We start from the raw sequence: 22,797 nt of genomic DNA on the forward strand, positions 1-22,797 counted from the left end.
CTACGGTATTCTTTTCACGGTTGTTGTGCGCCGGATTGGCGGAATGGCAGACGCGGAGCACTCAAAATGCTTTGCTCGAAAGGGCGTGCGAGTTCGAGTCTCGCATCCGGCACAATTGATGGGACGGCAGCGGGCAGGCCGGATTCCGCGTCAGAACGCGGAACTGTAGACCCGATCCCCCGCGCTGTACACCCCCGCGGAGCCGCATTCTGCGGCGCGTAATCTCGACGCGAGCAGATTCGACGGGCATGCCTGGCGGTGTGAATTCCTGAAACTGCTTCGCCACGATGCGCGTCTCGTAGCCACCGTGACGTGGGACGGTGGCGGCCAGCCCCGCCGCCGTCCCTACGCCGCGGTCCAGCGTGCCACCGGCGGACGACAGCGTCGTCGCCCGGAAGTGGTCTCGCACCGGCTGCGGACGCGACAGGGGCGTGACACGGAGAAGGGCCGGGCAACCGATGGTTGCCCGGCCCTTCTCGCGCGCGCGACTAGACGGCGGCGTAAGCCGGAGCCACACCGTTCTTCGCGTCGCCCACGCGGTGCACGCGCAGGTCGTTCGTGAAGCCGGAGATTCCGGGAGGAGAACCGGAGATGACGACGACGACATCGCCGACCTCGGCGAGTCCTTCGCCGAGGAGCACCTCGTCGACCTGGATGTACATCGCGTCGGTGTGGGTGACGCGGTCGACCACGTAGGAGTCGATGCCCCAGATGAGCGACATGCGGCGGCGGATGGCCGGGTCGGGTGTGAATGCCTTCATCGGCACGTTGAAGCGCAGCCGCGACATCCGGCGGGCTGAATCGCCCGACTCGGTGAAGATGCAGACGTACTTGGCCTCGACGAACGTGGCGACCTCGGCGGCGGCCAGCGTGATGGCGCCACCCTGCGTGCGCGGCTTGGTGCCGAGCTCGGGGATGCGCTCGAGTCCGTGCTCCTCGGTGGAGGCGACGATGCGGGCCATGGTCTGCACCGTGATGACGGGGTACTCGCCGACGCTGGTCTCGCCGCTCAGCATGACGGCGTCCGCACCGTCGAGCACCGCGTTCGCGACGTCGGAGGTCTCGGCGCGGGTCGGCACGGGGCTGGAGATCATCGACTCGAGCATCTGCGTCGCGACGATGACCGGCTTGGCCATGCGGCGGGACAGCTCGACGGCGCGCTTCTGCACGATCGGCACGGCCTCGAGGGGCAGCTCGACACCGAGGTCGCCACGGGCCACCATGATCGCGTCGAACGCGTCGATGATGGCCTCGAGGTTGTCGACCGCCTGCGGCTTCTCGATCTTGGCGATGACGGGGACCTTACGGCCCTCCTCCTCCATGATCTCGTGCACGCGGACGATGTCGGTGGCGTCGCGCACGAAGGACAGCGCGATGAGGTCGCAGCCGAGGCGGAGGCCCCAGCGGAGGTCGTCCTCGTCTTTCTCGCTGAGCGCGGGGACGTTGACGGCCACACCGGGCAGGTTGATGCCCTTGTTGTTCGACACGGCGCCGGCGACGATCACGACGGTGGAGACGACGCGATCCTCGACTCCGGTGACCTGCACCTTGACCTTGCCGTCGTCGATGAGCAGGAAGTCGCCGGGGCTCACGTCTTCGGGCAGGCCCTTGAAGGTGGTGCCGGAAAGCTCGCGGGTACCGATGACGTCTTCGGTGGTGATCTTGAAGACGTCTCCGACGGCGAGGTCGTACGGTCCGCCCTCGAACTTGCCGAGGCGGATCTTCGGACCCTGGAGGTCGACCATGACGGCGACCGCACGGCCGGAGTCCTCGGCGGCCTGGCGCACGTTCGCGTACACAGCCTCGTGCACGTCGTATGAGCCGTGGCTGAGGTTCATCCTCGCCACGTCGACACCCGCGTCGATGATCGCGCGGATGTTCTCATAGCTGGAAGTTGCCGGGCCGAGCGTAGCGACGATTTTGGCGCGTCTCATGATTTCCTTTGGTGATTTTGTGGTGGTGGATTCGGTTGAGCGGTGAGCCTAGAAGGTGATGCCGATCGCGTGGTCGGTCGGCTTGACCGGGAACGGCAACTGCGTCTCCCCTTCAAGGTAGCGATCGACGGCGGATGCCGCGGCGCGGCCCTCCGCGATCGCCCAAACGATCAGCGACTGTCCACGTCCGGCATCCCCGGCGACGAAGACGCCCTGCTGGCTGGTCTGGTACTCGCCGTCGCGGTCGATGTTGCCACGACCGTCGAACGGGACGGGCAGCTGGTCGCCCAGCAGCTCGGTCTCGGGGCCGGTGAAGCCCATGGCGAGCAGCACGAGGTCCGCGGGGATCTCGCGCTCGGTGCCGGCCTTGGGCACGCGGCGGCCGTCGAGGTACTCGGTCTCGGCGACACGGATGGCGCGCACCTCGCCGGCCTCGTTGGAGAGGAACTCGATCGTGGAGGCCAGGAAGACCCGCTCGCCACCCTCTTCGTGGGCGCTCGAGACCTCGAACAGCGTCGGGGCCATCGGCCACGGCTGGTGTTCGGGGCGCTCGGTCGACGGCTGCTTGCCGATCGCGAGGTTGGTGACGGAGAGCGCGTGCTGGCGGTGTGCGGTACCGATGCAGTCGGCACCGGTGTCGCCGCCACCGAGGACGACGACGTGCTTGCCCTCCGCGGTGAGCTGGTCGGCGATGGTGTCGCCGGCGCCGACGCGGTTCTGCTGCACGAGGTAGTCCATGGCGAAGTGCACGCCCATGAGGTCGCGGCCGGGGATCGGCAGGTCGCGCGGCACGGTGGCTCCGGTGGCGACGATGACCGCGTCGTAGCGGGCACGCAGGTCGTCCCAGGTGATGTCGACACCGATGTTGACGCCGGCGCGGAAGCGGGTGCCCTCGGCCTGCATCTGCGCGAGGCGCATCTCGATGTGCTTCTTCTCCATTTTGAAGTCCGGGATGCCGTACCGGAGCAGTCCGCCGATCCGGTCGTCGCGCTCGAAGACCGCGACGGTGTGGCCGGCGCGCGTCAGCTGCTGGGCTGCCGCGAGTCCGGCGGGACCGGAACCGACGACCGCGACGGTCTTGCCGGTGAGGCGCTCGGGCGGGTGCGGGGTGACCCAGCCCTTCTGGTACGCCTCGTCGATGATCGACACTTCGACGTTCTTGATCGTCACAGGCGGCTGGTTGATGCCGAGCACGCACGACGACTCGCACGGTGCGGGGCACAAGCGGCCCGTGAACTCCGGGAAGTTGTTCGTCGCGTGCAGGCGCTCGATGGCCTGGTGGCCCTCGCCGCGCCACATGAGGTCGTTCCACTCGGGAATCAGGTTGCCGAGGGGGCAGCCCTGGTGGCAGAACGGCACACCACAGTCCATACAACGACCGGCCTGCTTGCGCACGGTCGCGGTGTCACCCTGCTCGTAGACCTCTTTCCAGTCCATCAGACGCAGTGCGACGGGGCGGCGGGCCGGGAGCTCGCGCTCCTGGACCTTCAGGAATCCCTTCGGATCAGCCACCGGTAACCTCCATGATTCTCGACCAGACGATGTCGCCGTCGGGGTCGAGACCCTCGTCGACTGCAGTCTGGCGTGTTGCAATGACCGCTGCGTAGTCGCGAGGCAAAACCTTCACGAACTTTTCGACGGTCTCGTCTAGGTTGTCGAGCATGCGCCTCGCGACGGCAGACCCGGTTTCGTCGAAGTGACGCTGGAGGAGATCGGTGAGGATCTCCACATCCGCGCTTCCGAGGGGCAGCAGGGTGAGCTCGCCGCTCGCGAGCGAGTCGGGGTTGACCCGCTCGTTGCGCAGGTCGTAGATGTAGGCGGTTCCGCCCGACATTCCGGCACCCAGGTTGCGGCCGGTCTCGCCGAGGATCACGGCCAGGCCGCCGGTCATGTACTCGAGCGCGTGGTCGCCCACGCCCTCCACGACCGCGGTCGCGCCGGAGTTGCGGACGAGGAACCGCTCCCCCACGATGCCGCGCAGGAACATCGAGCCCTGCGTCGCCCCGTAGCCGATGACGTTCCCGGCGATGACGTTGTTCTCGGCCGCGAACGCGCTGCGCGCATCGGGGCGCACGATGATCTCGCCGCCGCACAGGCCCTTGCCCACGTAGTCGTTGCTGTCGCCGACCAGGTTCAACCGGATGCCGTTGGGGAGGAACGCCCCGAGAGACTGCCCCGCCGTTCCGGTGAGGTTGATCTGGATGGTGCCGGCCGGGAGGCCATTCTCGCCGTGGCGCAGGGTGACCGCGTTGCCGAGCATGGTGCCGACGGCGCGCTCGGTGTTCTTGATGGCGAGGTCGATGGAGACGGGCGTGCCGTGCTCCAGCGCGTTCTCGCTCTGGCGGATGAGCTCAACGTCGAAGTGCTTGTCGAGTTCGTGGTCCTGCTGGCGCGAGTTGCTCAGTGGCGCGTCGTCGGGGAAGTCCGGTCCGACGAGCACGGGCGTCAGGTCGAGTCCGTCGGCCTTCCAGTGCTCGATGGCCCCGTTGACGTCGAGCACCTCGTGGTGGCCCACTGCCTCCTCGATCGAGCGGAATCCGAGCGCGGACAGGTACTCGCGTACCTCCTGCGCCAGGAACTCGAAGAAGTTGACGACGAACTCGGGCTTGCCGGAGAAGCGGGCCCGCAGTTCGGGGTTCTGCGTGGCGATACCCACGGGGCAGGTGTCGAGGTGGCAGACGCGCATCATGACGCAGCCCTCGACCACGAGGGGCGCGGTCGCGAAACCGAACTCCTCCGCGCCGAGCAGCGCGCCGACGATGACGTCGCGACCGGTCTTCATCTGGCCGTCGACCTGCACCACCACGCGGTCGCGCATGCCGTTGAGCATCAGCGTCTGCTGGGTCTCGGCGAGGCCGAGCTCCCACGGGGTACCCGCGTGCTTGAGCGAGTTGAGCGGGCTGGCGCCGGTTCCGCCGTCGTGGCCCGAGACGAGCACCACGTCGGCGAGGGCCTTGGTGACACCCGCGGCGACCGCGCCGATACCGGACTGGCTGACCAGCTTCACGTGCACGCGGGCCAGGGGGTTGGCGCGCTTGACGTCGAAGATGAGCTGCTTGAGGTCTTCGATCGAGTAGATGTCGTGGTGCGGGGGCGGCGAGATGAGGCCGACGCCGGCGGTCGCGTGACGGGTGCGCGCGATCCACGGGTAGACCTTGGTCGGGGGCAGCTGGCCGCCCTCGCCCGGCTTCGCACCCTGTGCCATCTTCAGCTGGATGTCGGTGGCATGGGTCAGGTACATGCTCGTGACGCCGAAGCGGCCGGACGCCACCTGCTTGATGGCGCTGCGGCGGGTGGGGTCGAGCAGGCGGTCGGTGTCCTCGCCGCCCTCGCCCGTGTTGCTCTTCGCACCGATGGAGTTCATCGCGATCGCGAGCGTCTCGTGGGCCTCCGCGCTGATCGAGCCGTAGCTCATGGCGCCGGTGGAGAACCGCTTGACGATCGACGCGACCGATTCGACCTCGTCGATCGGCACGACGGGGCGCAGGCCGTGTTTGAACGAGAACAGACCGCGGATGGTCATCAGCTTCTCGGCCTGGTCGTCCACGAGCTTGGTGTACTCGCGGAAGATGTCGTAGCGGCGTGCGCGCGTCGCGTGCTGCAGACGGAACACGGTGTCGGGGTTGAAGAGGTGCGGGGAACCGTCGCGGCGCCACTGGTACTCGCCGCCGGTCGCCAGTCGCTCGTGCACGGTGATCGCCGAGTCGTCGGGGTAGGCCGCGGTGTGACGCGAGGCGCTCTCCGCGGCGATGACCTCCATGCCGACGCCGCCGAGCAGGCTCGACGTCCCGGTGAAATACTGGTCGACGAAGGCCTGGTCGAGACCGACGGCCTCGAACGCCTGCGCTCCCGCGTAGGAGCTGACGACGGAGATGCCCATCTTGCTCATGATCTTGAGCACGCCCTTGCCGAGCGCCTTGATGAGGTTCTTGACGGCCTTCTCGGGCGTGATACCGGTGAGCATGCCGCTGCGTACGAGTTCTTCGGCGCTCTCCATGGCGAGGTACGGGTTGATCGCCGAGGCGCCGTATCCGACGAGCAGCGCGATGTGGTGAACCTCGCGCACGTCGCCCGCCTCGACGATGATGCCGACCTTCATCCGGTTCTCTTTGCGGATGAGGTGGTGGTGGATGGCGGCCAGCATGAGCAGCGACGGAACCGGCGCGTACTCCTTGGTCGAGTCGCGGTCGGAGAGCACGAGGAAGTGCGCCCCGGCCTCGATCGCCTCGTCGACCTCGACGCACATGGCCGCGAGGCGCTTCTCGAGCGCCTTCGGTCCCTTGTCGACTCGGTAGAGGCCCTTGATCGTCGTCGTGAGACGGCTGCCCGGGCGCGGGTCGATGTGCTGGATCTTGGCCAGTTCGTCGTTGTCGATCACCGGGAAGTCGAGGATGACCTGGTGCGCGTGCTCGGGTGTCGCCGCGAGCAGGTTGCGCTCCGGGCCGAGGCCGAGCTTCATCGAGGTGACGACCTCTTCGCGGATGGAGTCCAGCGGCGGGTTCGTGACCTGCGCGAACTGCTGCGTGAAGTAGTCGAAGAGCAGCCGGGGGCGCTCGGAGAGCACCGCGATGGGCGTGTCCGATCCCATGGCGCCGAGCGGCTCCGCGCCGTTCTTCGCCATCGGCATGATCATGATGCGCAGTTCTTCTTCGGTGTAGCCGAAGGTGCGCTGGCGGCGGGTGACCGAGGCGCGGGTGTGCACGATGTGCTCGCGGTCGGGCAGGTCCTTGAGGTGGATGCGACCCTTGTCGAGCCACTCCGAGTAGGGCGCGGCCGCGGCGAGCTCGCCCTTGATGTCGTCGTCCTCGATGATGGCGCCGAGTTCGGTGTCGACGAGGAACATCTTGCCGGGGCGCAGGCGTCCCTTACGGACCACCTTCGCGGGGTCGATGTCGAGCACGCCGATCTCGCTCGCGAGCACGACGAGGCCGTCGTCGGTGACGAGGAAGCGTCCGGGGCGCAGGCCGTTGCGGTCGAGCGTGGCGCCGACGAGCGAGCCGTCGGTGAAGACGAGCGCGGCGGGGCCGTCCCACGGCTCCATGAGCATGGCGTGGTACTCGTAGAAGGCCTTGCGGGCTGCCTCGACGTCGGTCTGGTTCTCCCAGGCCTCCGGCACCATCATCATGATCGAGTGCGGCAGCGACCGGCCGGTCAGGCTGAGCAGCTCCACGACCTCGTCGAACGAGGCGGAGTCGCTGGCACCGGGCGTGTTGATCGGCAGGATGCTCGGGATGTCGCCGAGGAGCTCGGACTCGAGCTGCGACTGGCGCGCGCGCATCCAGTTGCGGTTGCCCTGCACCGTGTTGATCTCGCCGTTGTGCGCGATCATGCGGAACGGCTGGGCGAGCGGCCACGACGGGAACGTGTTGGTGGAGTAGCGCGAGTGCACCAGCGCGAGCTTCGACGCGAAGCGCTCGTCCGACAGGTCGGGGTAGAACGGCTCGAGCTGGAGCGTGGTGACCATTCCCTTGTAGACCAGCGTGCGGCTGGACAGGGACGGGAAGTAGGCGCCGAAGCCGTGCTCGGCGCGCTTGCGCAGGCGGTACACCTGGCGGTCGAGCTCGATGCCGGCGATGGGCTGGCCCGCGTCATCCTGTCTCGTCGACGTCAGGAAGAGCTGTTCGAAGACGGGCATCGCCGCACGCGCCAGGTCGCCGACCTGGTCGGGGCGCACGGGGACCTCGCGCCAGCCGAGGACGGTGAGGCCCTCTTCCTTCGCGATCGTGTCGATGCCGGCCTTCAGCGTCGCGCGGTCGTCGTCCTCGGTGGGGAGGAACGCCATACCGACGGCGTAGCTGCCGACGGGCGGCAGGTCGAAGCCCGCGACGGCGCGCAGGAACTCGTCGGGGATCTGGGTGATGATTCCCGCTCCGTCGCCGGTGCCGGCGTCGGAGCCGATGGCGCCGCGGTGTTCGAGGTGGCGCAGTGCGTTGAGCGCGGCATCGATGATGTCGTGCCCGGCCGTGCCCCGGAGGGTGGCGACCATCGCCAGTCCGCAGGCGTCTTTCTCACGACGGGGGTCGTAGAGGCCTGTCGCCTGCGGAGTTGTGCTGAATCGGTCTAAAGCTGGCGTGAGAGCCATGAGTGTCCGTCCTCACGATGTATTGGTGCGTGTGGGACGCCGGTGGCCCATCGGGTTACAGAGGTGGCCCTATCGTCAGGACTTGGCGCCTTCTCCGCTTGTGGCGGGCCCGCTTGTGGCGAGCTCTTCGGAGGAGGACGGGGCGTCATTGCCCGGTTCGTCGGTATCCGAATAGGTGTCGTCAGATTCTACCCCAGCACCCGGCGCGACCCACTGTCGACCCGGCACGTAGGGGCTCGGCTCGAGTCCCTTGTGGCGGCGGTTCTGCACGGCAATGATGACGATTCCGAGAATCACGGCCAGAATTGCGGCCCAAACGTTACTTCGCAGACCGAGGAAGATCTCGCTCGGGTCGATGCGGATCGACTCGAAGACCGTGCGGCCGAGGCCGTACCAGATGAGGTACAGGCCGAGGACCTTGCCCCACTGCAGGGTGAGCTTGCGCTCGATGACGAGGATGAGCGCGAAGCCGACGATGTTCCAGATGATCTCGTAGAGGAAGGTCGGGTGGAACAGCGTGCCCTCCGGGAGTCCCGGCGGGTAGGCGGCGTTGGTGGTCTCGATCTCGAGGCCCCACGGCAGGTTCGTCGGCAGGCCGAAGAGCTCGTGGTTGAACCAGTTGCCGAAACGGCCGAAAGCCTGGGCGAGCAGCAGCGCGGGCGCGACGGCGTCGGCGAAGGTCCAGAAGCGGATGCCCGAGATGCGGCAGCCGATGTAGGCACCGATAGCTCCGCCGATCAGAGACCCGAAGATGGCGATTCCGCCCTCCCAGACCGCGAAGACGTGCCACCATTCCTGGCCGTTGAAGTAGTCGTCCGGGTGGGTCAGCACGTGGAAGACGCGCGCTCCGATGATTCCCAGCGGCACCGCCCAGATGATGATGTCGAGCACGACGCCCGGCTCGGCGCCGCGGCGCGTCAGCCGGTAGTTGGTGAGGACCGCGGCGGCGACGATGCCCAGCAGGATGCAGATCGCATACGCGTGGATGTTGACGTCGAAGCTGAACCAGGTGAGCCCGATGTCCCTGAGCCACTGGCCGAGGTTGAACACCTGCCACTCATACGAAGGGCTGGGAATGCTGAGGGGTGCGAACACGGGGCAAGTGACCTTTCGAGGGGCTGAAGACTAGGTAATCCTAGTGCCAGCTAGTTTTCTGTTCCTGCGGCGAGGGAGGCAGCGAGGCGGCCGACCGCGTCGACTCCCCCGTCTGTCAGCGCCTTGACGAGTGCGGAACCGACGATGGCGCCGTCGGCGTAGCCGATGACCTCGCGCACCTGTTCGCCGGTGGAGATGCCGATTCCGACGCAGGTGCTCGTGGCGCCGGCGTCGCGCAGGCGGCCGACGAGACCGCGGGCGGCGGAGTCGACGTCCTGGCGGGCACCGGTGATGCCCATGGTGGAGACGGCGTAGACGAATCCGCGGCTCTTCTCGACGGCCTGCTGGAGGCGGGCCGCCGAGGACGACGGTGCGGCCAGGAATACCCGGTCGAGACCCGTGCGGTCGGATGCCGCGAGCCAGTCGCCCGCTTCATCCGGCACCAGGTCGGGCGTGATCAGGCCCGCGCCGCCGGCGGCCAGCAGTTCGTCGGCGAAGCGCTCGACACCGAACTGCACGATGGGGTTCCAGTACGTCATGACCAGGACGGGTGCGTCGACGCGCGCGGTGATGGCCGCGACCGCCTCGATGCCGTGCTTGAGCCGGAAGCCGCCCCGCAACGCGACCTCGGTGGCGTGCTGGATGACGGGGCCGTCCATGACCGGGTCGGAGTACGGGAGGCCGAGCTCGAGAACGTCGACGCCGTTCTCGATCAGCGCGACGGCCGCCTCGATGCTGGTGTCGAGGTCGGGGAACCCGGCGGGCAGGTAGCCGACGAGGGCTCCCGACCCGGCGTCTTTGCGGACGCGGATGGCATTCTCGACGGCGCTCATCGCTCGGTTCCTTCGTCTACGGGGGCGAGGTCTTCGGCGGCCAGAGCTTCGGCATCGAGGATGTCGAAGTACTTGCCGGCGGTTTCCATGTCTTTGTCGCCGCGGCCGCTCAGGTTGACGAGGATGACGGCGTCGGGGCCGAGTTCCTTTCCGAGCGTGATCGTGCCGGCGAGGGCGTGCGCCGACTCGATGGCCGGGATGATGCCCTCGGTGAGGCTGAGCAGACGCAGGGCCTGCATCGCCTCGTCGTCGGTGACCGGCAGGTAGGTGGCGCGGCCGATGTCGTGCAGCCAGGAGTGCTCGGGGCCGACGCCCGGGTAGTCGAGGCCGGCGGAGATCGAGTGGGACTCGACCGTCTGCCCGTCGTCGTCCTGCAGCATATAGCTGCGCGCACCGTGCAGGATGCCGGGGCGGCCGCGGGTCAGGGTCGCGGCGTGGCGCTCGGTGAGGTGGCCCTCGCCGGCTGCCTCGTACCCGTACAGCGCGACATCCGGGTCGTCGAGGAAGGCGTGGAAGATGCCCATCGCGTTGCTGCCGCCGCCGATGCAGGCGGTGACGGCGGTGGGAAGGGCTCCGGTGAGGTCGATGACCTGCTGGCGCGCCTCCTCGCCGATGATCTTCTGGAAGTCGCGGACCATTGCCGGGAACGGGTGCGGGCCGGCGACGGTTCCGAAGATGTAGTTGGTGGTGTCGACGCTGGCGACCCACTCGCGGTACGCCTCGTTGATCGCGTCTTTGAGGGTGCGCGAGCCGGTGGTCACCGAGACGACCTCGGCGCCGAGAAGCCGCATACGGGCGACGTTGAGGGCCTGGCGCTCGGTGTCGACCTCGCCCATGTAGATGACGCACTCGAGGCCGAAGAGGGCCGCGGCGGTGGCGGTGGCCACGCCGTGCTGGCCGGCCCCGGTCTCGGCGATGACGCGGGTCTTGCCGATGCGCTTGGTGAGCAGCGCCTGGCCGAGCACGTTGTTGATCTTGTGCGACCCGGTGTGGTTGAGGTCTTCGCGCTTGAGGATGATGCGCGCGCCGCCGGCGTGCTCGGCGAACCGCGGCACCTCGGTGATGATCGACGGCCGGCCGGTGTACGTCTTGTGCAGGGCGGTGAGCTCGGCGGCGAACGTGGGGTCGGTCTTCGTGGCGTCGTAGGCGGCGCTCAGGTCGTCGAGGGCTGCCACGAGGGACTCGGGGACGAAGCGTCCGCCGAAGTCGCCGAAGTAGGGGCCGATTTCGTCGCGCAGGTGTGTGGTCATCAGGAACCGAGGAATTCTGTGAGGGTGGCGACGGGGTCGCCGGTGACGAGTGCTTCGCCGATGAGGACGACGTCGGCGCCGGCCGCGCGGTAGTGCGCGACGTCGGCGGGCGTCTTGACCGCCGATTCGGCGACACGGATGACGCCGCTCGGGATGCGGTCGGCCAGGGTACCGAAGAGGTTCTGGTCGAGCTCGAAGGTGGACAGGTTACGGGCGTTCACGCCGATCAACCGGGCGCCGAGGTCGATCGCGCGCTCGAGTTCGTCGGCGCTGTGCGTCTCGACGAGCGCGGTCATACCGAGCTCGGTGATGAGGCCGTACAGCTCGGTCAGCAGCGGTTGTTCGAGGGCGGCGACGATGAGCAGCACGAGGTCGGCGCCGGCGGCGCGGGCCTCGAGGACCTGGTACGCCTCGGCGACGAAGTCCTTGCGCAGCACGGGGAGCTTGACCGCGGCACGCACGGCCTCGAGGTCGGCGAGCGAGCCGCCGAACTTACGGCCCTCGGTGAGCACGCTGATGGTGCTCGCTCCGCCCGTCTCGTAGGCGACGGCGAGTGCTGCGGGATCGGGGATCTCGGCGAGGGCTCCGCGCGAGGGGCTGGAACGCTTGACCTCGGCGATGATCTTCACCCGGTCGGCGGGCGCGAGGTGCGCGAGCACGTCGAGCGCCGCCGGGCGTGCGAGGGCGGCCGACTCGACGTCGGCCAGACTGCGGGCAGCACGACGCACCGAAGCGTCTTCGAGGGCTCCGGCTACGAGGGAATCGAGCACCCTAGTTGTGGGCCTTCGAGTTGGCCTTCGCGCCGCCGACGCCGTAGCCGAGAACCGCGAGTACCTTGCCGGTGATGAGACCGAGGACGAGCAGCACGGCGGAGGCGATGACCAGCCAGGGCAGTTCGAACCAGAAGGCGACGGTACCGATCGTGAAGGCGACCAGCATGATGATCACGGCTGTCCAGGCGGCAGGTGAGTTGCCATGTCCGGCTTCAGACTCGATGGTCATGATGCTCCGTTCGTTTGGGGTTTGTTCGACAAGAAACTCTATCGCGACGAGGCAGTGGTCACCGACCTCCCGCCTCGCGCGCCGCTCAGTCGTTGGTGGTGGGGTCGTCGCCGCTGCTCAGCGCATCCCAGTCGTCGACCGAGGTGCGCTCGCGCTTCACCGGCGCGAGCCGGGTGGCGTTGTACTTGCGCGAGGAGCCCGGCCAGCGGCGGCCGGTCACGACGATCGCGAGTCCGGCGACGACGAGGAGCACGCCCACGACGAGCGCGACGGGGGGCCAGATGCTGGGGTCAATGGTCTGCACGAGGTCGGCGATCGACCGCGCGCCGGCGACCCCGGTGGCGTCGGAGACGGCGGACGCGGAGGCCACGACCGGGTCCTGCAGGGCGACGACGGCGGAGAAGACCACCGCGACGCCGATGAGGGCCTCGAGCAGGCCGAAGACGATGCGGAATACCGGCCCGGCGATGCTGAGCGCACCCACGAGCACGAGGCTGGCGAGGGCGAGCGCCGAGAGCGCGGGAGCCGCGACCTCGCCGGCGATCTCGAGGGGCGTGTCGTCGGTGAGGGTGACGCCGAACCAGACTTGGGTCCACGCCACGAGCGTCAGCAGCGAGAGCACGGCCGTGGCGAGCATGATCGTGTTCTTGATCCGGCGGCCCGTGCTGCGCGCCCTGTCGGCCGCGTCCTGCCCGCTCACTACCGGACCCGCCGCATCGCGTTGGCGACGGCGACGGCCCGCAGCGGTGCCGCTGCCTTGTTCTGCGATTCGAGGTGTTCGGCGGCCGGGTCTGAGTCGGCCACGAGTCCCGCTCCGGCCTGCACGCGCGCCATGCCGCCGACGATCGTCGTGGTGCGGATGGCGATGGCGAGGTCGAGGTCGCCGGCGAAGTCGAAGTAGCCGACCACTCCCCCGTAGACGCCGCGCTGGGCGGGCTCGAGCTCGTCGATGATCTCGAGGGCGCGGGGTTTCGGCGCGCCCGAGAGGGTGCCGGCCGGGAAGGTCGCGGTGAAGACCTCGATCGGCGTCGCATCGGGGCGGATGTCGCCCTCCACACTCGACACGAGGTGCATGATGTGGCTGAACCGCTCCACCTGCATGAACTCGGTCACCTCGACCGTGCCCGGCGTGCAGACCTTGAGCAGGTCGTTGCGGGCGAGGTCGACGAGCATGAGGTGCTCGGAGCGCTCCTTCTCGTCGGCGAGCAGCTCGACGGCGAGTTCGGCGTCGCGCTCGACGTTGTCGGAGCGCGGGCGCGATCCGGCGATCGGGTGCATGTGCACGCGGCCGTCCTGCACCTTGACGAGCGCCTCCGGGCTGGAACCGACTATGTGGTACGGCTCGCCGTCGGTGTCGACCAGCGTGAGCAGGTACATGTACGGCGACGGGTTGAGGGTGCGCAGCACGCGGTAGACGTCGATCGCGTCGGCGGTGATCTCGTGGTCGAAGCGCTGCGAGATGACGACCTGGAACACGTCGCCGTCGCGGATGTACTTCTTCGAGGTCTCGATCGACGCCGCGAATTCCTCGGGCGTGGAGCGCGGGATGGGCGAGGACTGGATCGACAGGTCGACCTCGGCCAGCCAGGCCTCGCTCGGGGTGGCCAGCGTCGTCTGCATCGCGTCGAGCCGCGACTGGGCGTCGGCCCACGCGGCATCCGGGGTCTCCACTCCGTCGGCGAGGGCCGTCGCGATCAGCAGCACGGTGCCGTCGCGGTGGTCGATGACGACGAGCTCGGAGACGAAGCTCATCGCCTGGCCGGGAACGTTGAAGTCGGCGGGCGGCACGTTCTGCAGCTTCTCGATCTGGCGGATCGCCTCCCAGCCGATGAAGCCGACGAGGCCGCCCGTGAGGGGCGGGTGTCCGTCGACGTGGGGCGTGCTCCAGCGGGCGTGCAGGTGTGCCAAGGCGTCGAGCGGTGTGCCGGGGTGGTCGGCCCCGAGGGCGCGCTCCTCGTTCATTCCGTAGTCGAGCCATGCCGCGGCATCCCCCACCTGGGTCAGCACGCCGAAGCTGCCGGCGCCGACGAAGGAGAACCTGGACCAGATGCCGCCCTGTTCCGCGGACTCGAGCAGGAAGGTGCCCGGTTTGCCGTCGGCGAGTTTGCGGTAGATGCCGACGGGCGTCTCGCCGTCGGCGAAGAGCTCGCGGATGACGGGGACGACCCGGTGGCCGGCGGCGAGGCGGGCGTCGTAGTCGGCGCGTTCGGTGGTGTTCGTCATTCGGCGTGCCCGATTCGCGGGGTGAGCGGGTCCACGTCGAAGCAGGCGTGGGCGCCGGTGTGGCAGGCGGGACCGATCTGGTCGACCGTCACGAGCAGGGTGTCGGCGTCGCAGTCGAGGGCGGCGCCCCGCACGTACTGCACGTTGCCGCTCGTGTCGCCCTTGCGCCAGTATTCCCCACGGCTGCGCGACCAGTAGGTCACGCGTCCCTCGGTCAGGGTGCGACGCAGCGCCTCGGCGTCCATGTAGCCGAGCATCAGCACGTCTTTGCTGTCCCACTGCTGCACGATCGCCGGGAGCAGGCCGCCGTCCTTGAAGACGGCGCGGTCGACGACGGCACCCACGGTCTCGGCCGTCAGTTCGATGCTGCTCATCTCGTCACCACTCCCGCTTCGGCCAGCGCACGCTTCACGTCGCCGACTGTCAATTCTCCATTGTGGAACACGGATGCCGCGAGCACGGCGTCCGCGCCGGCGGCGATCGCGGGCGCGAAGTGCTCGAGGGCCCCGGCTCCGCCGCTGGCGATCACCGGGACGCGGCTGATCTCGCGCATGGCGGTGACCAGCTCGAGGTCGAATCCGGTCTTCATTCCGTCGGCGTCGATCGAGTTGACGAGCAGCTCGCCGACACCGCGTTCGATCGCCTCGGACGCCCAGGCGAGGGCGTCGATCGTAGTCTCGGTGCGTCCGCCGTGCGTGGTGACGACGAAGCCGCTCGGCACGGCCGCGCTGCGCTTCACGTCGAGGCTGAGCACGAGCACCTGGGCGCCGAACCGGTCGGCGATCTCGCCGATCAGCTCGGGGCGGGCGATCGCGGCGCTGTTGACGCCCACCTTGTCGGCACCGTGGGCCTGCAGCTTCGCCACGTCCTCGGTGGAGCGCACGCCGCCGCCCACGGTGAGCGGGATGAACACCTGCTCGGCCGTGGCGCGCACGACGTCGTACATCGTGTCGCGGTTGTCGACCGTGGCCTTCACGTCGAGGAAGGTGATCTCGTCGGCGCCCTGCTCGTAGTAGGTACGGGCGAGTTCGATCGGGTCCCCGGCGTCACGCAGGTTGAGGAAGTTGACGCCCTTGACGACGCGGCCGGCTGCGACATCCAGACAGGGGATGACACGTACTGCGACGCCCACGGTCAGATCCTCGCGGCGTGGATCGAAGAGACGAGGATGGCACGCGCTCCGATGTCGTAGAGCGAGTCCATCACGTGGTTGGTGTCGGAGCGGTGCACCATGGCGCGCACGGCGACCCAGCCGGAGTCCTGCAGCGGCGAGATCGTCGGGCTCTCGAGGCCGGGGGTGATCGCGGTGGCGCTGTCGAGCAGGGCGACGGGCACGTCGTAGTCCATCAGCACGTACTGGCGGGCCACGAGCACGCCCTGCAGGCGGCGCTGCAGCGTGGCGATCCCGGCGAGGTCCTGCTTGGCACTGATGAGCACGGCGGTCGATTCGAGGATCACCGGGCCGAAGATCTCGAGGCCCTGCGCGCGCAGGGTGGAGCCGGTGCTGACGACGTCGGCCACGGCGTCCGCCACACCGAGGTTGATCGCCGACTCGACGGCGCCGTCCAGGCTGACGAGGGCGGCTGTGACGCCGTGGCGGGCGAGGAAGTCGCCGACGAGGCCGGGGTAGCTGGTGGCGACGCGGACGCCCTCGAGGTCGCCCAACTCGGCGAACTGTCCGGGACGGCCGGCGAAGCGGAAGGTGGAGCCGCCGAAGTCGAGCGTGCCGATCTCGGCCGCCTGCGACCCGGAATCGAGGAGCAGGTCGCGGCCGGTGATGCCGACGTCGAGTGCGCCCGAACCGACGTAGGTGGCGATGTCTCGCGGGCGGAGGTAGAAGAACTCGACGTCGTTACGCGGGTCGACGGCGCTCAGGGCGCGGGGATCGCGGCGGCCGGTGTAGCCCGCCTCGACGAGCATGTCGGCGGCGGTCTCGCTCAGTGAACCCTTGTTGGGCACTGCAATTCTCAGCATGGTGGGGCCTTAAGTACTAGTGATGGATGTCGCGGAGTGGGAGCTGCGCTCACAGATGTCGGTAGACATCGGCGGGGGTCAGGCCCTTCGCGATCATCATCACCTGAAGGTGGTAGAGCAGCTGCGAGATCTCCTCGGCGGTCTCCACGTCGGACTGGTACTCGGCGGCCATCCAAACCTCGGCGGCCTCTTCGACGATCTTCTTACCGATGGCGTGCACCCCGGCGTCGAGCTCGGCGACGGTGCCCGAGCCCTCGGGGCGCGACACGGCCTTGTCGCTCAGCTCGGTAAACAGGTCGTCGAAAGTTTTCACGCGTCAAGGTTACTAGGCGTTCGACGGGCGGATGTGCGCGTGGTGCTAGAAAGACCCGCCACCCGAGTGGCGCGCGCGGGCCGCCGCGGCGGCGGCGCCCATCGCGCGGTTGTGCGAGCCGTCGGGGGCGTCGCGCGGGTCGATGCGGTCTTCGTAGTCGCGAGAGCGGTGGCGGCGCCAGGCGATGCCGGCGATCGACCCGATGGCGACAACGACCGGCAGTACGAAATAGATGATTGCTGACATGGGTGCACCGTCCTTTGACTCCACGCTAGGCGCTGCCCGGCGCGATAGCGAGGAAACCCCGTCTTATCTACACTGGGCGGCATGCTCAACGATCGCGCAACCGGTGTCATGCTGCCCCGGGACCTCCCCGCCTCCCGTTTCGCCGAGTTCGCCCGGTCGGCCGAGGACCTCGGCTTCGACGAACTGTGGGTCGTGGAGGACTGCTTCTTCCGCGGCGGCATCGCGCAGGCCGCCGTCGCCCTCGCCGTCACCTCTCGCATCCACGTGGGCATCGGCATCCTGCCCGCCGCGGCGCGCAATGCGGCGTTCGCCACCCTGGATGCGGCGACGCTGGCCGAGCTGTTCCCGGGGCGCACGACGATCGGCGTCGGCCACGGCATGCCGGGGTGGATGCGTCAGGTCGGCGCGTGGCCCGCCAGCCCGCTGACCCTTCTCGAAGAGACCGTCGACGCGATGAAGGGGCTGCTGGCAGGCGCGAGGGTCAGCACCGAGGGCCGATACGTACGACTGCGGGATGTCGCGTTGGAGACGCCCCCGCAGGCTCCCCCGCTCGTGCTCGCCGGCGTGCGCGGACCGAAGTCGCTCGCCCTCTCGGGCCGGGTCGCGGACGGCACCGTGCTCGCCGAACCCGTCACCCCCGAGTACCTCGCGACGGCGCTGGCGCAGATAGCTCCGGCAGGAGGACACCGGGTCGTCGCGTACAACGTCGGCGCGGTTCATCCCGACCCGGCAATCGCCCGCGACACGGCGCGTTCCGCGCTCGGCTGGATCGGCGAGCCGGACTGGCGGCCGCACATCGAGCCGCTGCCGTTCGCCGCGGAGTTCGCGGCCCTCCGCGCGTCGGTGGCGTCGCCCGAGGAATTCGGTGCGGCGCTGCCGGACGAGTGGGTCGACCGGCTCGCGGTCGTCGGCACGGCCGAGGCCGCGCGCGCCCGTCGCGACGAGCTGTTCGCCGCCGGGGCGCACAGCGTCGTGCTGATCCCGGCGGGGCCGGATCCCTTCGCGGCTCTCGACGGGCTGGCGGCGCTGCTCTGAACTCGAGCAGCGCCGCTGTGTCGCGGGCTAGCGCTGCACCGCCTCGAGCGCGTCGACGAGACCGGCACCGAAGTAGCCGTTGTCGGCCGGGGTGCCGGCACACGCGGTGACGCCGGCCGGGCAGGCGACGTCGTTGGCCTGCGCGTAGAGCAGGTCGGCGAGCTGGCTGCCCGTCGCACGGCGGTGCGTCGACTGCAGCAGCGCGGCCACGCCGGCCACGTGCGGCGAAGCCATCGACGTTCCCGACGACGTGCCGTAGCCGCCGTTCAGCACGGTGGACAGGATCGCCGAACCCGGAGCCGCGATGTCGATGACACCGAGCCCGTAGTTGGAGAAGCTCGAGAGAGCCCCGGTGGAGGTGGTCGACGATACCGTCACGACGCCGTCGAGTTCGGCGGGGATGTCGGTGCAGCCGGCGTCGATCGGACGCACGACGGGCACGGTGTCGTTCGGGCTGGAATCGTCCTCGACCTTGTTGGCCAGATCCATCGCCGAGTTGCCGGCCGCTGCCACGTTCAAAACGCCCTTCTGCTGGGTGTACTGCACGGCGCGGTCGACCGCGGTTTTGACGGCACGCTGGTCGGGGTCGCTGTCGCACCAGAACTGCCACGGGTCGATGTAGTAGCTGTTGTTGGTGATGTCGGCACCGCTGGCTTCGGCGAACATAAAGCCGCAGATCGCGGCCTCCGGGTAGATGAACCCGTCGTCGCTCACGACCTTGACCGCCGAGACCCGCACGGCCGGGGCGACACCGGCGATGCCGACGCCGTTGCGCGCCGCGGCGATGGTGCCGGCGACGTGGGTGCCGTGCGAGCTGGTCGTCGGCTGCCACGACTCGTAGCTGCCGTCGGCGACGCCGCTGAGGCAGCCGGCGGACTTCGACTGGTCGACGTTCGCGGCGAGGTCGGGGTGCGTGGCCTCGATGCCGGAGTCGAGCACTGCGACGAGCACCTTCTTGTCGCCGTCGGTGATCTGGTGCGCCTGGTCGGCGCCGATCGCGGCCATGTCCCACTGGAGCGACTCGGACGGGTCGGGCACGACCTCGCGGTGGCCCTCGACGCCCTCGTCCTTGGTGACCGCGGCGCGGCGTTGCAGGCTGTCGGTCGTCGCGACCGGTTCGACGATGCCGTAGGTCGGGTCGGTGGGTGCGACCGGCGCGGTGCGGGTTGCGCCGACGGACTCGACCCCCTGCTGCCCGGCCAGCCCCTCGCGGAAGAGCGTGTTGTCGGACTGCGCGATGACCACGCCGATCTGCGGATAGCTCGCGATGACGTGCCCGCCGGCGGCGACCACGGCGCGCTCGACCTTCTTGGTCTGGCCGTTGTTGGCGCGCGTGACGTTGACGGCGTAGTTCATCACGTCGCCACGCACGATCTCGACGACCGGGGCGGGTTTGGTGGCCTCCGCGGCCTGGGCGGCCGTCGGCACGAGAATGCCGAACGAGACGACGGCGCCGACCGCCAAACAGGCGGTGAGACGGGCTTTCACGGGGTACAACGACATTGTGCTCCTCATCCAGGGATGTCCGTGCGGAGAGCGACCATGGCGCGGGATCCCCGGGTGAGCGGCGGTTCTGCGCCCGGAAACTCGGGACTTCCTCGGAATCAACGCTAGGGCACCCCCTCTTCGGGGGACAGTCGGCACTTAGGCGGACACGTGCCACTAACGGACGAAGCCCGGCCGTCGCGAGACGGCCGGGCTTCGGGAGGGGTGGTGCTACTTCGTGCCGAGCAGATCGATCACGAAGGTGAGGGTGCGCCCGGAGAGGCGGTGTCCGCCACCGACGGGACCGTAGGCGAGCTCGGGCGGGCAGATGAGCTGGCGGCGTCCGCCGACCTTCATGCCGGGGATGCCCTGCTGCCAGCCGGCGATGAGGCTGCCGAGGGGGAAGTTGATGGACTGGCCACGGCTCCAGCTGGAGTCGAATTCTTCGCCGCTCTCGAAGTCGACGCCGAGGTAGTGCACGTCGACGGTCGCGCCGGGCTGGGCTTCCGCGCCGGTGCCCTCTTCGATGTCAATGATCACGAGCTCGGTGGGCTCGGGGCCCTCGTAGAACTCGACTTCGGGCTTGGTTTTCGGTGAATCTGTCATGCGACCATCCAAGCAGATCGAGGAGCCCCGAAACACGGATGCCGCGGCCGTCCGCCCACGGCGCAATCGGGCCGCGCGGGGGCGGCGGGGCGAGCGGCGGGTTCGGAAATTCAGGAAGTCCGACGCGCACCCGGCCCTGCCGTCGCGGACCTCCGCAGCCGGGCGGCGCTCAGCGTGCAGGAGTTCCTGAATTTCCGACGTGGGGCGGGGGCGCGGGGCGCTCTACGGTGGCGGGCACGCGGGGCTAGGCGGCGACTCCGGCCCGCACGGCGAGGGCGGTGGCCGCGGTGGAGGCGGCGCGGGCGACGGCACGCTCGTCGACGCGGGTGAGCTCGCCGTCCTCCACGACGGTGCGGCCGTGCACGAACGACCGGGTGACCGGCGGCTGGGCGCCGAGGGTGAGCGCGGCGACCGGGTCGGCGATGCCGGCGTGTTCGACCCTGTCGACCTTCCAGAGCACGAGGTCGGCGAGCTTGCCGACCTCGATCGAGCCGAGTTCCGCCGATCGGCCGAGTACGCGCGCGCCGCCCATGGTGGCGATGTAGAGGCCGTGGCGACCGGTCATGCCGTCGGCCCCCGCGCGGAGACGGTTCATCAGCACGGACTGGCGGATCTCGCTACCGAGCTGTCCCGACTCGTTGGAGGCGGCTCCGTCGACGCCGAGTCCGACCGGGACGCCGGCGGCGAGCAGTTGCGGCACCGGGGCGATCCCGGCGGCGAGGCGGGCGTTCGACGACGGGCAGTGCGCGACTCCGGTTCCGGTGGCGGCGAAGCGCCCGATGGCACTGTCGTCGAGGTGCACGCAGTGCGCCATCCACACGTCGTTGCCCAGCCACCCGAGGTCGTCGAGGTACTGCGTGGGGGTCTTGCCCCACTTCTCCAGGCAGAACGCGTCTTCCTCGACGGTCTCGGAACCGTGCGTGTGCAGGCGCACGTCGAGCGACCGGGCGAGCACGGCCGCTTCGGAGAGCAGGTCGGAGGTCACCGAGAACGGCGAGCACGGCGCGATCGCGATCTGCACCATCGCCTCGCGCGAGGGGTCGTGGTAGCGGGCGACGGCGTCCGCGCTGGCCTGGAGGGCCGCGGACGTCGTCTCGACGGCGAAGTCGGGCGGGAGGCCACCCTGCGAGCGGCCGAGGTCCATCGACCCGCGGGTGCCGTGCAGCCGGACGCCGACCCGGGTCGCGGCGGCGATGATGCCGCCGAGGATGTCTCCGGAGTCCTTCGGGAAGACGTAGTGGTGGTCGGCGACGGTCGTGCAGCCCGAGCGGGCGAGCACGGCGATCGCCGCCTCCGCGCCGGACTCGACCAGCTCGGCGTCGATCATCGACCAGGCCGGGTAGAGCGCGACCAGCCAGTCGAACAGGATCGAGTCCTGTGCCCAGCCGCGGGTGAGCCACTGGTAGAGGTGGTGGTGCGTATTGATCAGCCCGGGGGTGAGCAGGTGGCCCGTGCCGTCGACCAGCTCGATCGTGGGCGGCACGGCCGGGGTCTCGCCCGACGGGGTGAGGCCGCGCACGGCCCACTCGGGCGGGACTCCCCCGCCGACGCCGACGATCGTCGCGTCGTCGAAAACGACCCAGCCGTCGGGGTACTCGGTACCGTTCGCGTCGACGGTGGCGACGGTCGCCCCGGAGATGATCGTGCGCTGCATGGTTCTCCTAGGCGGTGAGCAGGCGGGCGAGCAGGACGGGGGCGAAGTCGCTCTCGAGTTCGAGCACGACACGCGTGTGGGCGTTCGACTGCTCGGGGAAGCCGTTGTACGAGCCGCGCAGGTCGCAGATGGTCTGGCCGCGGCCGGGACCGGCGGTGTCGTCGACGAGCACACGGACGACCGGGGCGGTCTTGAGCGCGACCTCGCCGAGTGCGATCGCGACGGCGAGCGGGTCGTGCAGTGCCGAGGCACGGTGGCCGTACACCCCGACGTAGAACTCGAAGTAGTAGTCGAGCATGTGCCCGAGAGCGGTCGCTACCGGGCGGCCCGAGTCGATGAGGGTCTGGCGGTGGTGCTCGAGGAACACGTTGGTCATCGTGACGTCGAGGGGCACCATGGTGATGAACCATTCCGCGGCGAAGACCTCGGCCGCGGCATCCGCGTCGTTGGCGATGTTGGCCTCGGCGACGGGCGTGATGTTGCCGGGCACGCGGGCCGCGCCGCCCATCAGGGTGAGTTCTTTCACCAGGCCGGGCAGTTCGGGGTCGAGGCGCAGCGCCTCGGCGATGTTGGTGAGGGGTCCGATGGCGATGACGCGGAGTTCGCCCTCGTGCTCGTGGGCGAGACGCACGAGCAGCTCGGCGGCCGACTCCGCGGAGACGGCGACGTCGGACTTGTCGATCTCGACGTCGCCGACGCCGTTCGCGCCGTGCACGTGGGGTGCACCGCCACGGAAGCTGCCGCCCTGCGGGTCGTGGGCACCGATCGCGACGGGGATGCCTGCGGCGCCGGCGAGAGCCAGCAGGTCGAGCGTGTTGTACGCGCCGACCGACGCGGAGACGTTGCCGGAGACGGATCCGATGCCGACGATCTCGATGCCGGCGGTCTCGTCGGCGGCGGCGGCGAGCAGGTAGCCGATGGCGAGGGCGTCGTCGATGCCGGTGTCGCAGTCGAGGTAGTAGGGGGCGCGTGCGGTGGTCATGGTGCTCCGGTGTTTCAGTGGGTGATGGATCGATCGTAGGGTGTTGCTGTTTCGCGGCGATTTCGGCGAGTTATGCTCGCGGA

The 22,797-nt window shown here is 69.2% G+C and carries 20 protein-coding genes and 1 tRNA gene; 2 read left to right on the forward strand and 19 right to left on the reverse strand.

All coding sequences use genetic code 11. From position 1 onward, the window contains the following. Nucleotides 1-29: 29 nt before the first annotated feature. Nucleotides 30-112, forward strand: a tRNA-Leu gene (locus HD599_RS07505). Nucleotides 113-488: 376 nt separating this feature from the next. Here the strand turns inward: HD599_RS07505 and pyk are convergent. The 15 genes from pyk to HD599_RS07580 all read right to left on the reverse strand — a co-directional run bounded on the left by pyk (nucleotide 489) and on the right by HD599_RS07580 (nucleotide 16,952). Further along, a complete protein-coding gene (gene pyk, locus HD599_RS07510; protein WP_184235453.1) occupies nucleotides 489-1,934 on the reverse strand; it encodes a pyruvate kinase in 1,446 nt (481 codons plus the stop codon). Between the two features lie 48 nt (nucleotides 1,935-1,982). After that, on the reverse strand, nucleotides 1,983-3,446 hold the full coding sequence (locus tag HD599_RS07515) for a glutamate synthase small subunit (protein WP_184235457.1): 1,464 nt from the start codon (nucleotides 3,444-3,446) through the stop codon (nucleotides 1,983-1,985). Then, a complete protein-coding gene (gltB, locus tag HD599_RS07520) occupies nucleotides 3,439-8,016 on the reverse strand; it encodes a glutamate synthase large subunit (protein ID WP_184235460.1) in 4,578 nt (1,525 codons plus the stop codon). The genes HD599_RS07515 and gltB overlap by 8 nt, the downstream gene beginning before the upstream one ends. A 75-nt stretch (nucleotides 8,017-8,091) precedes the next feature. Continuing rightward, nucleotides 8,092-9,111 (reverse strand): prolipoprotein diacylglyceryl transferase, encoded by a 1,020-nt coding sequence (gene lgt, locus HD599_RS07525; RefSeq protein WP_343061954.1) that lies wholly within the window; start codon nucleotides 9,109-9,111, stop codon nucleotides 8,092-8,094. A 50-nt stretch (nucleotides 9,112-9,161) separates the two neighbouring features. Next, entirely contained in the window at nucleotides 9,162-9,944 is a 783-nt protein-coding gene (gene trpA / locus HD599_RS07530; RefSeq protein WP_184235463.1) for a tryptophan synthase subunit alpha, read from the reverse strand. Then, nucleotides 9,941-11,194 carry a tryptophan synthase subunit beta gene (gene trpB, locus HD599_RS07535; RefSeq protein WP_184235466.1) on the reverse strand — a complete coding sequence of 418 codons (1,254 nt, stop codon included), beginning with the start codon at nucleotides 11,192-11,194 and terminating at the stop codon, nucleotides 9,941-9,943. Before trpB ends, trpA begins: the two co-directional genes overlap by 4 nt. Next, nucleotides 11,194-11,964, reverse strand: a complete 771-nt coding sequence (trpC, locus tag HD599_RS07540) for an indole-3-glycerol phosphate synthase TrpC (protein ID WP_184235469.1) — start codon at nucleotides 11,962-11,964, stop codon at nucleotides 11,194-11,196. The genes trpB and trpC overlap by 1 nt, the downstream gene beginning before the upstream one ends. A 1-nt stretch (nucleotide 11,965) precedes the next feature. Continuing rightward, complete coding sequence (locus tag HD599_RS07545) at nucleotides 11,966-12,196, reverse strand: DUF6704 family protein (RefSeq protein ID WP_184235472.1); 231 nt, start codon at nucleotides 12,194-12,196, stop codon at nucleotides 11,966-11,968. 85 nt (nucleotides 12,197-12,281) lie between these two features. After that, nucleotides 12,282-12,896: a Trp biosynthesis-associated membrane protein gene (locus HD599_RS07550; protein ID WP_343061956.1), complete on the reverse strand. Its 615-nt coding sequence runs from the start codon at nucleotides 12,894-12,896 to the stop codon at nucleotides 12,282-12,284. After that, a complete protein-coding gene (locus HD599_RS07555; protein WP_184235476.1) occupies nucleotides 12,896-14,419 on the reverse strand; it encodes an anthranilate synthase component I in 1,524 nt (507 codons plus the stop codon). Before HD599_RS07555 ends, HD599_RS07550 begins: the two co-directional genes overlap by 1 nt. Continuing rightward, nucleotides 14,416-14,793, reverse strand: a complete 378-nt coding sequence (hisI, locus tag HD599_RS07560) for a phosphoribosyl-AMP cyclohydrolase (RefSeq protein WP_184235479.1) — start codon at nucleotides 14,791-14,793, stop codon at nucleotides 14,416-14,418. The genes HD599_RS07555 and hisI overlap by 4 nt, the downstream gene beginning before the upstream one ends. After that, a complete protein-coding gene (gene hisF, locus HD599_RS07565; protein ID WP_184235482.1) occupies nucleotides 14,790-15,551 on the reverse strand; it encodes an imidazole glycerol phosphate synthase subunit HisF in 762 nt (253 codons plus the stop codon). Before hisF ends, hisI begins: the two co-directional genes overlap by 4 nt. Nucleotides 15,552-15,553: 2 nt before the next feature. Beyond that, nucleotides 15,554-16,393: an ATP phosphoribosyltransferase gene (gene hisG, locus HD599_RS07570; RefSeq protein ID WP_184235485.1), complete on the reverse strand. Its 840-nt coding sequence runs from the start codon at nucleotides 16,391-16,393 to the stop codon at nucleotides 15,554-15,556. A gap of 49 nt (nucleotides 16,394-16,442) precedes the next feature. After that, on the reverse strand, nucleotides 16,443-16,706 hold the full coding sequence (locus HD599_RS07575) for a phosphoribosyl-ATP diphosphatase (protein WP_184235488.1): 264 nt from the start codon (nucleotides 16,704-16,706) through the stop codon (nucleotides 16,443-16,445). A 45-nt stretch (nucleotides 16,707-16,751) separates the two neighbouring features. Beyond that, nucleotides 16,752-16,952 carry a hypothetical protein gene (locus HD599_RS07580; RefSeq protein ID WP_184235492.1) on the reverse strand — a complete coding sequence of 67 codons (201 nt, stop codon included), beginning with the start codon at nucleotides 16,950-16,952 and terminating at the stop codon, nucleotides 16,752-16,754. An 81-nt stretch (nucleotides 16,953-17,033) separates the two neighbouring features. On the opposite strand from HD599_RS07580, the gene HD599_RS07585 reads away from it, so the two are divergent. Next, nucleotides 17,034-17,987, forward strand: coding sequence for an LLM class flavin-dependent oxidoreductase (locus tag HD599_RS07585; RefSeq protein WP_221420455.1), 954 nt, complete (start codon nucleotides 17,034-17,036; stop codon nucleotides 17,985-17,987). Nucleotides 17,988-18,014: 27 nt separating this feature from the next. Here HD599_RS07585 and HD599_RS07590 read toward each other — a convergent pair whose 3' ends face one another. The 4 genes from HD599_RS07590 to HD599_RS07605 all read right to left on the reverse strand — a co-directional run bounded on the left by HD599_RS07590 (nucleotide 18,015) and on the right by HD599_RS07605 (nucleotide 22,714). Then, nucleotides 18,015-19,490 (reverse strand): S8 family serine peptidase, encoded by a 1,476-nt coding sequence (locus HD599_RS07590; RefSeq protein WP_184235495.1) that lies wholly within the window; start codon nucleotides 19,488-19,490, stop codon nucleotides 18,015-18,017. A gap of 213 nt (nucleotides 19,491-19,703) precedes the next feature. Then, nucleotides 19,704-20,078, reverse strand: coding sequence for an FKBP-type peptidyl-prolyl cis-trans isomerase (locus tag HD599_RS07595; protein ID WP_184235498.1), 375 nt, complete (start codon nucleotides 20,076-20,078; stop codon nucleotides 19,704-19,706). A 244-nt stretch (nucleotides 20,079-20,322) separates the two neighbouring features. Continuing rightward, the gene (locus HD599_RS07600; protein WP_184235501.1) at nucleotides 20,323-21,732 is read right to left on the reverse strand and encodes an 8-oxoguanine deaminase; all 1,410 of its coding nucleotides are present in this window, start codon (nucleotides 21,730-21,732) and stop codon (nucleotides 20,323-20,325) included. A 7-nt stretch (nucleotides 21,733-21,739) separates the two neighbouring features. Beyond that, nucleotides 21,740-22,714, reverse strand: a complete 975-nt coding sequence (locus HD599_RS07605; RefSeq protein WP_184235504.1) for a nucleoside hydrolase — start codon at nucleotides 22,712-22,714, stop codon at nucleotides 21,740-21,742. Between the last annotated feature and the right edge of the window lie 83 nt (nucleotides 22,715-22,797).

It is taken from the genome of Conyzicola lurida (assembly GCF_014204935.1).
Lineage (GTDB): Bacteria > Actinomycetota > Actinomycetes > Actinomycetales > Microbacteriaceae > Conyzicola > Conyzicola lurida.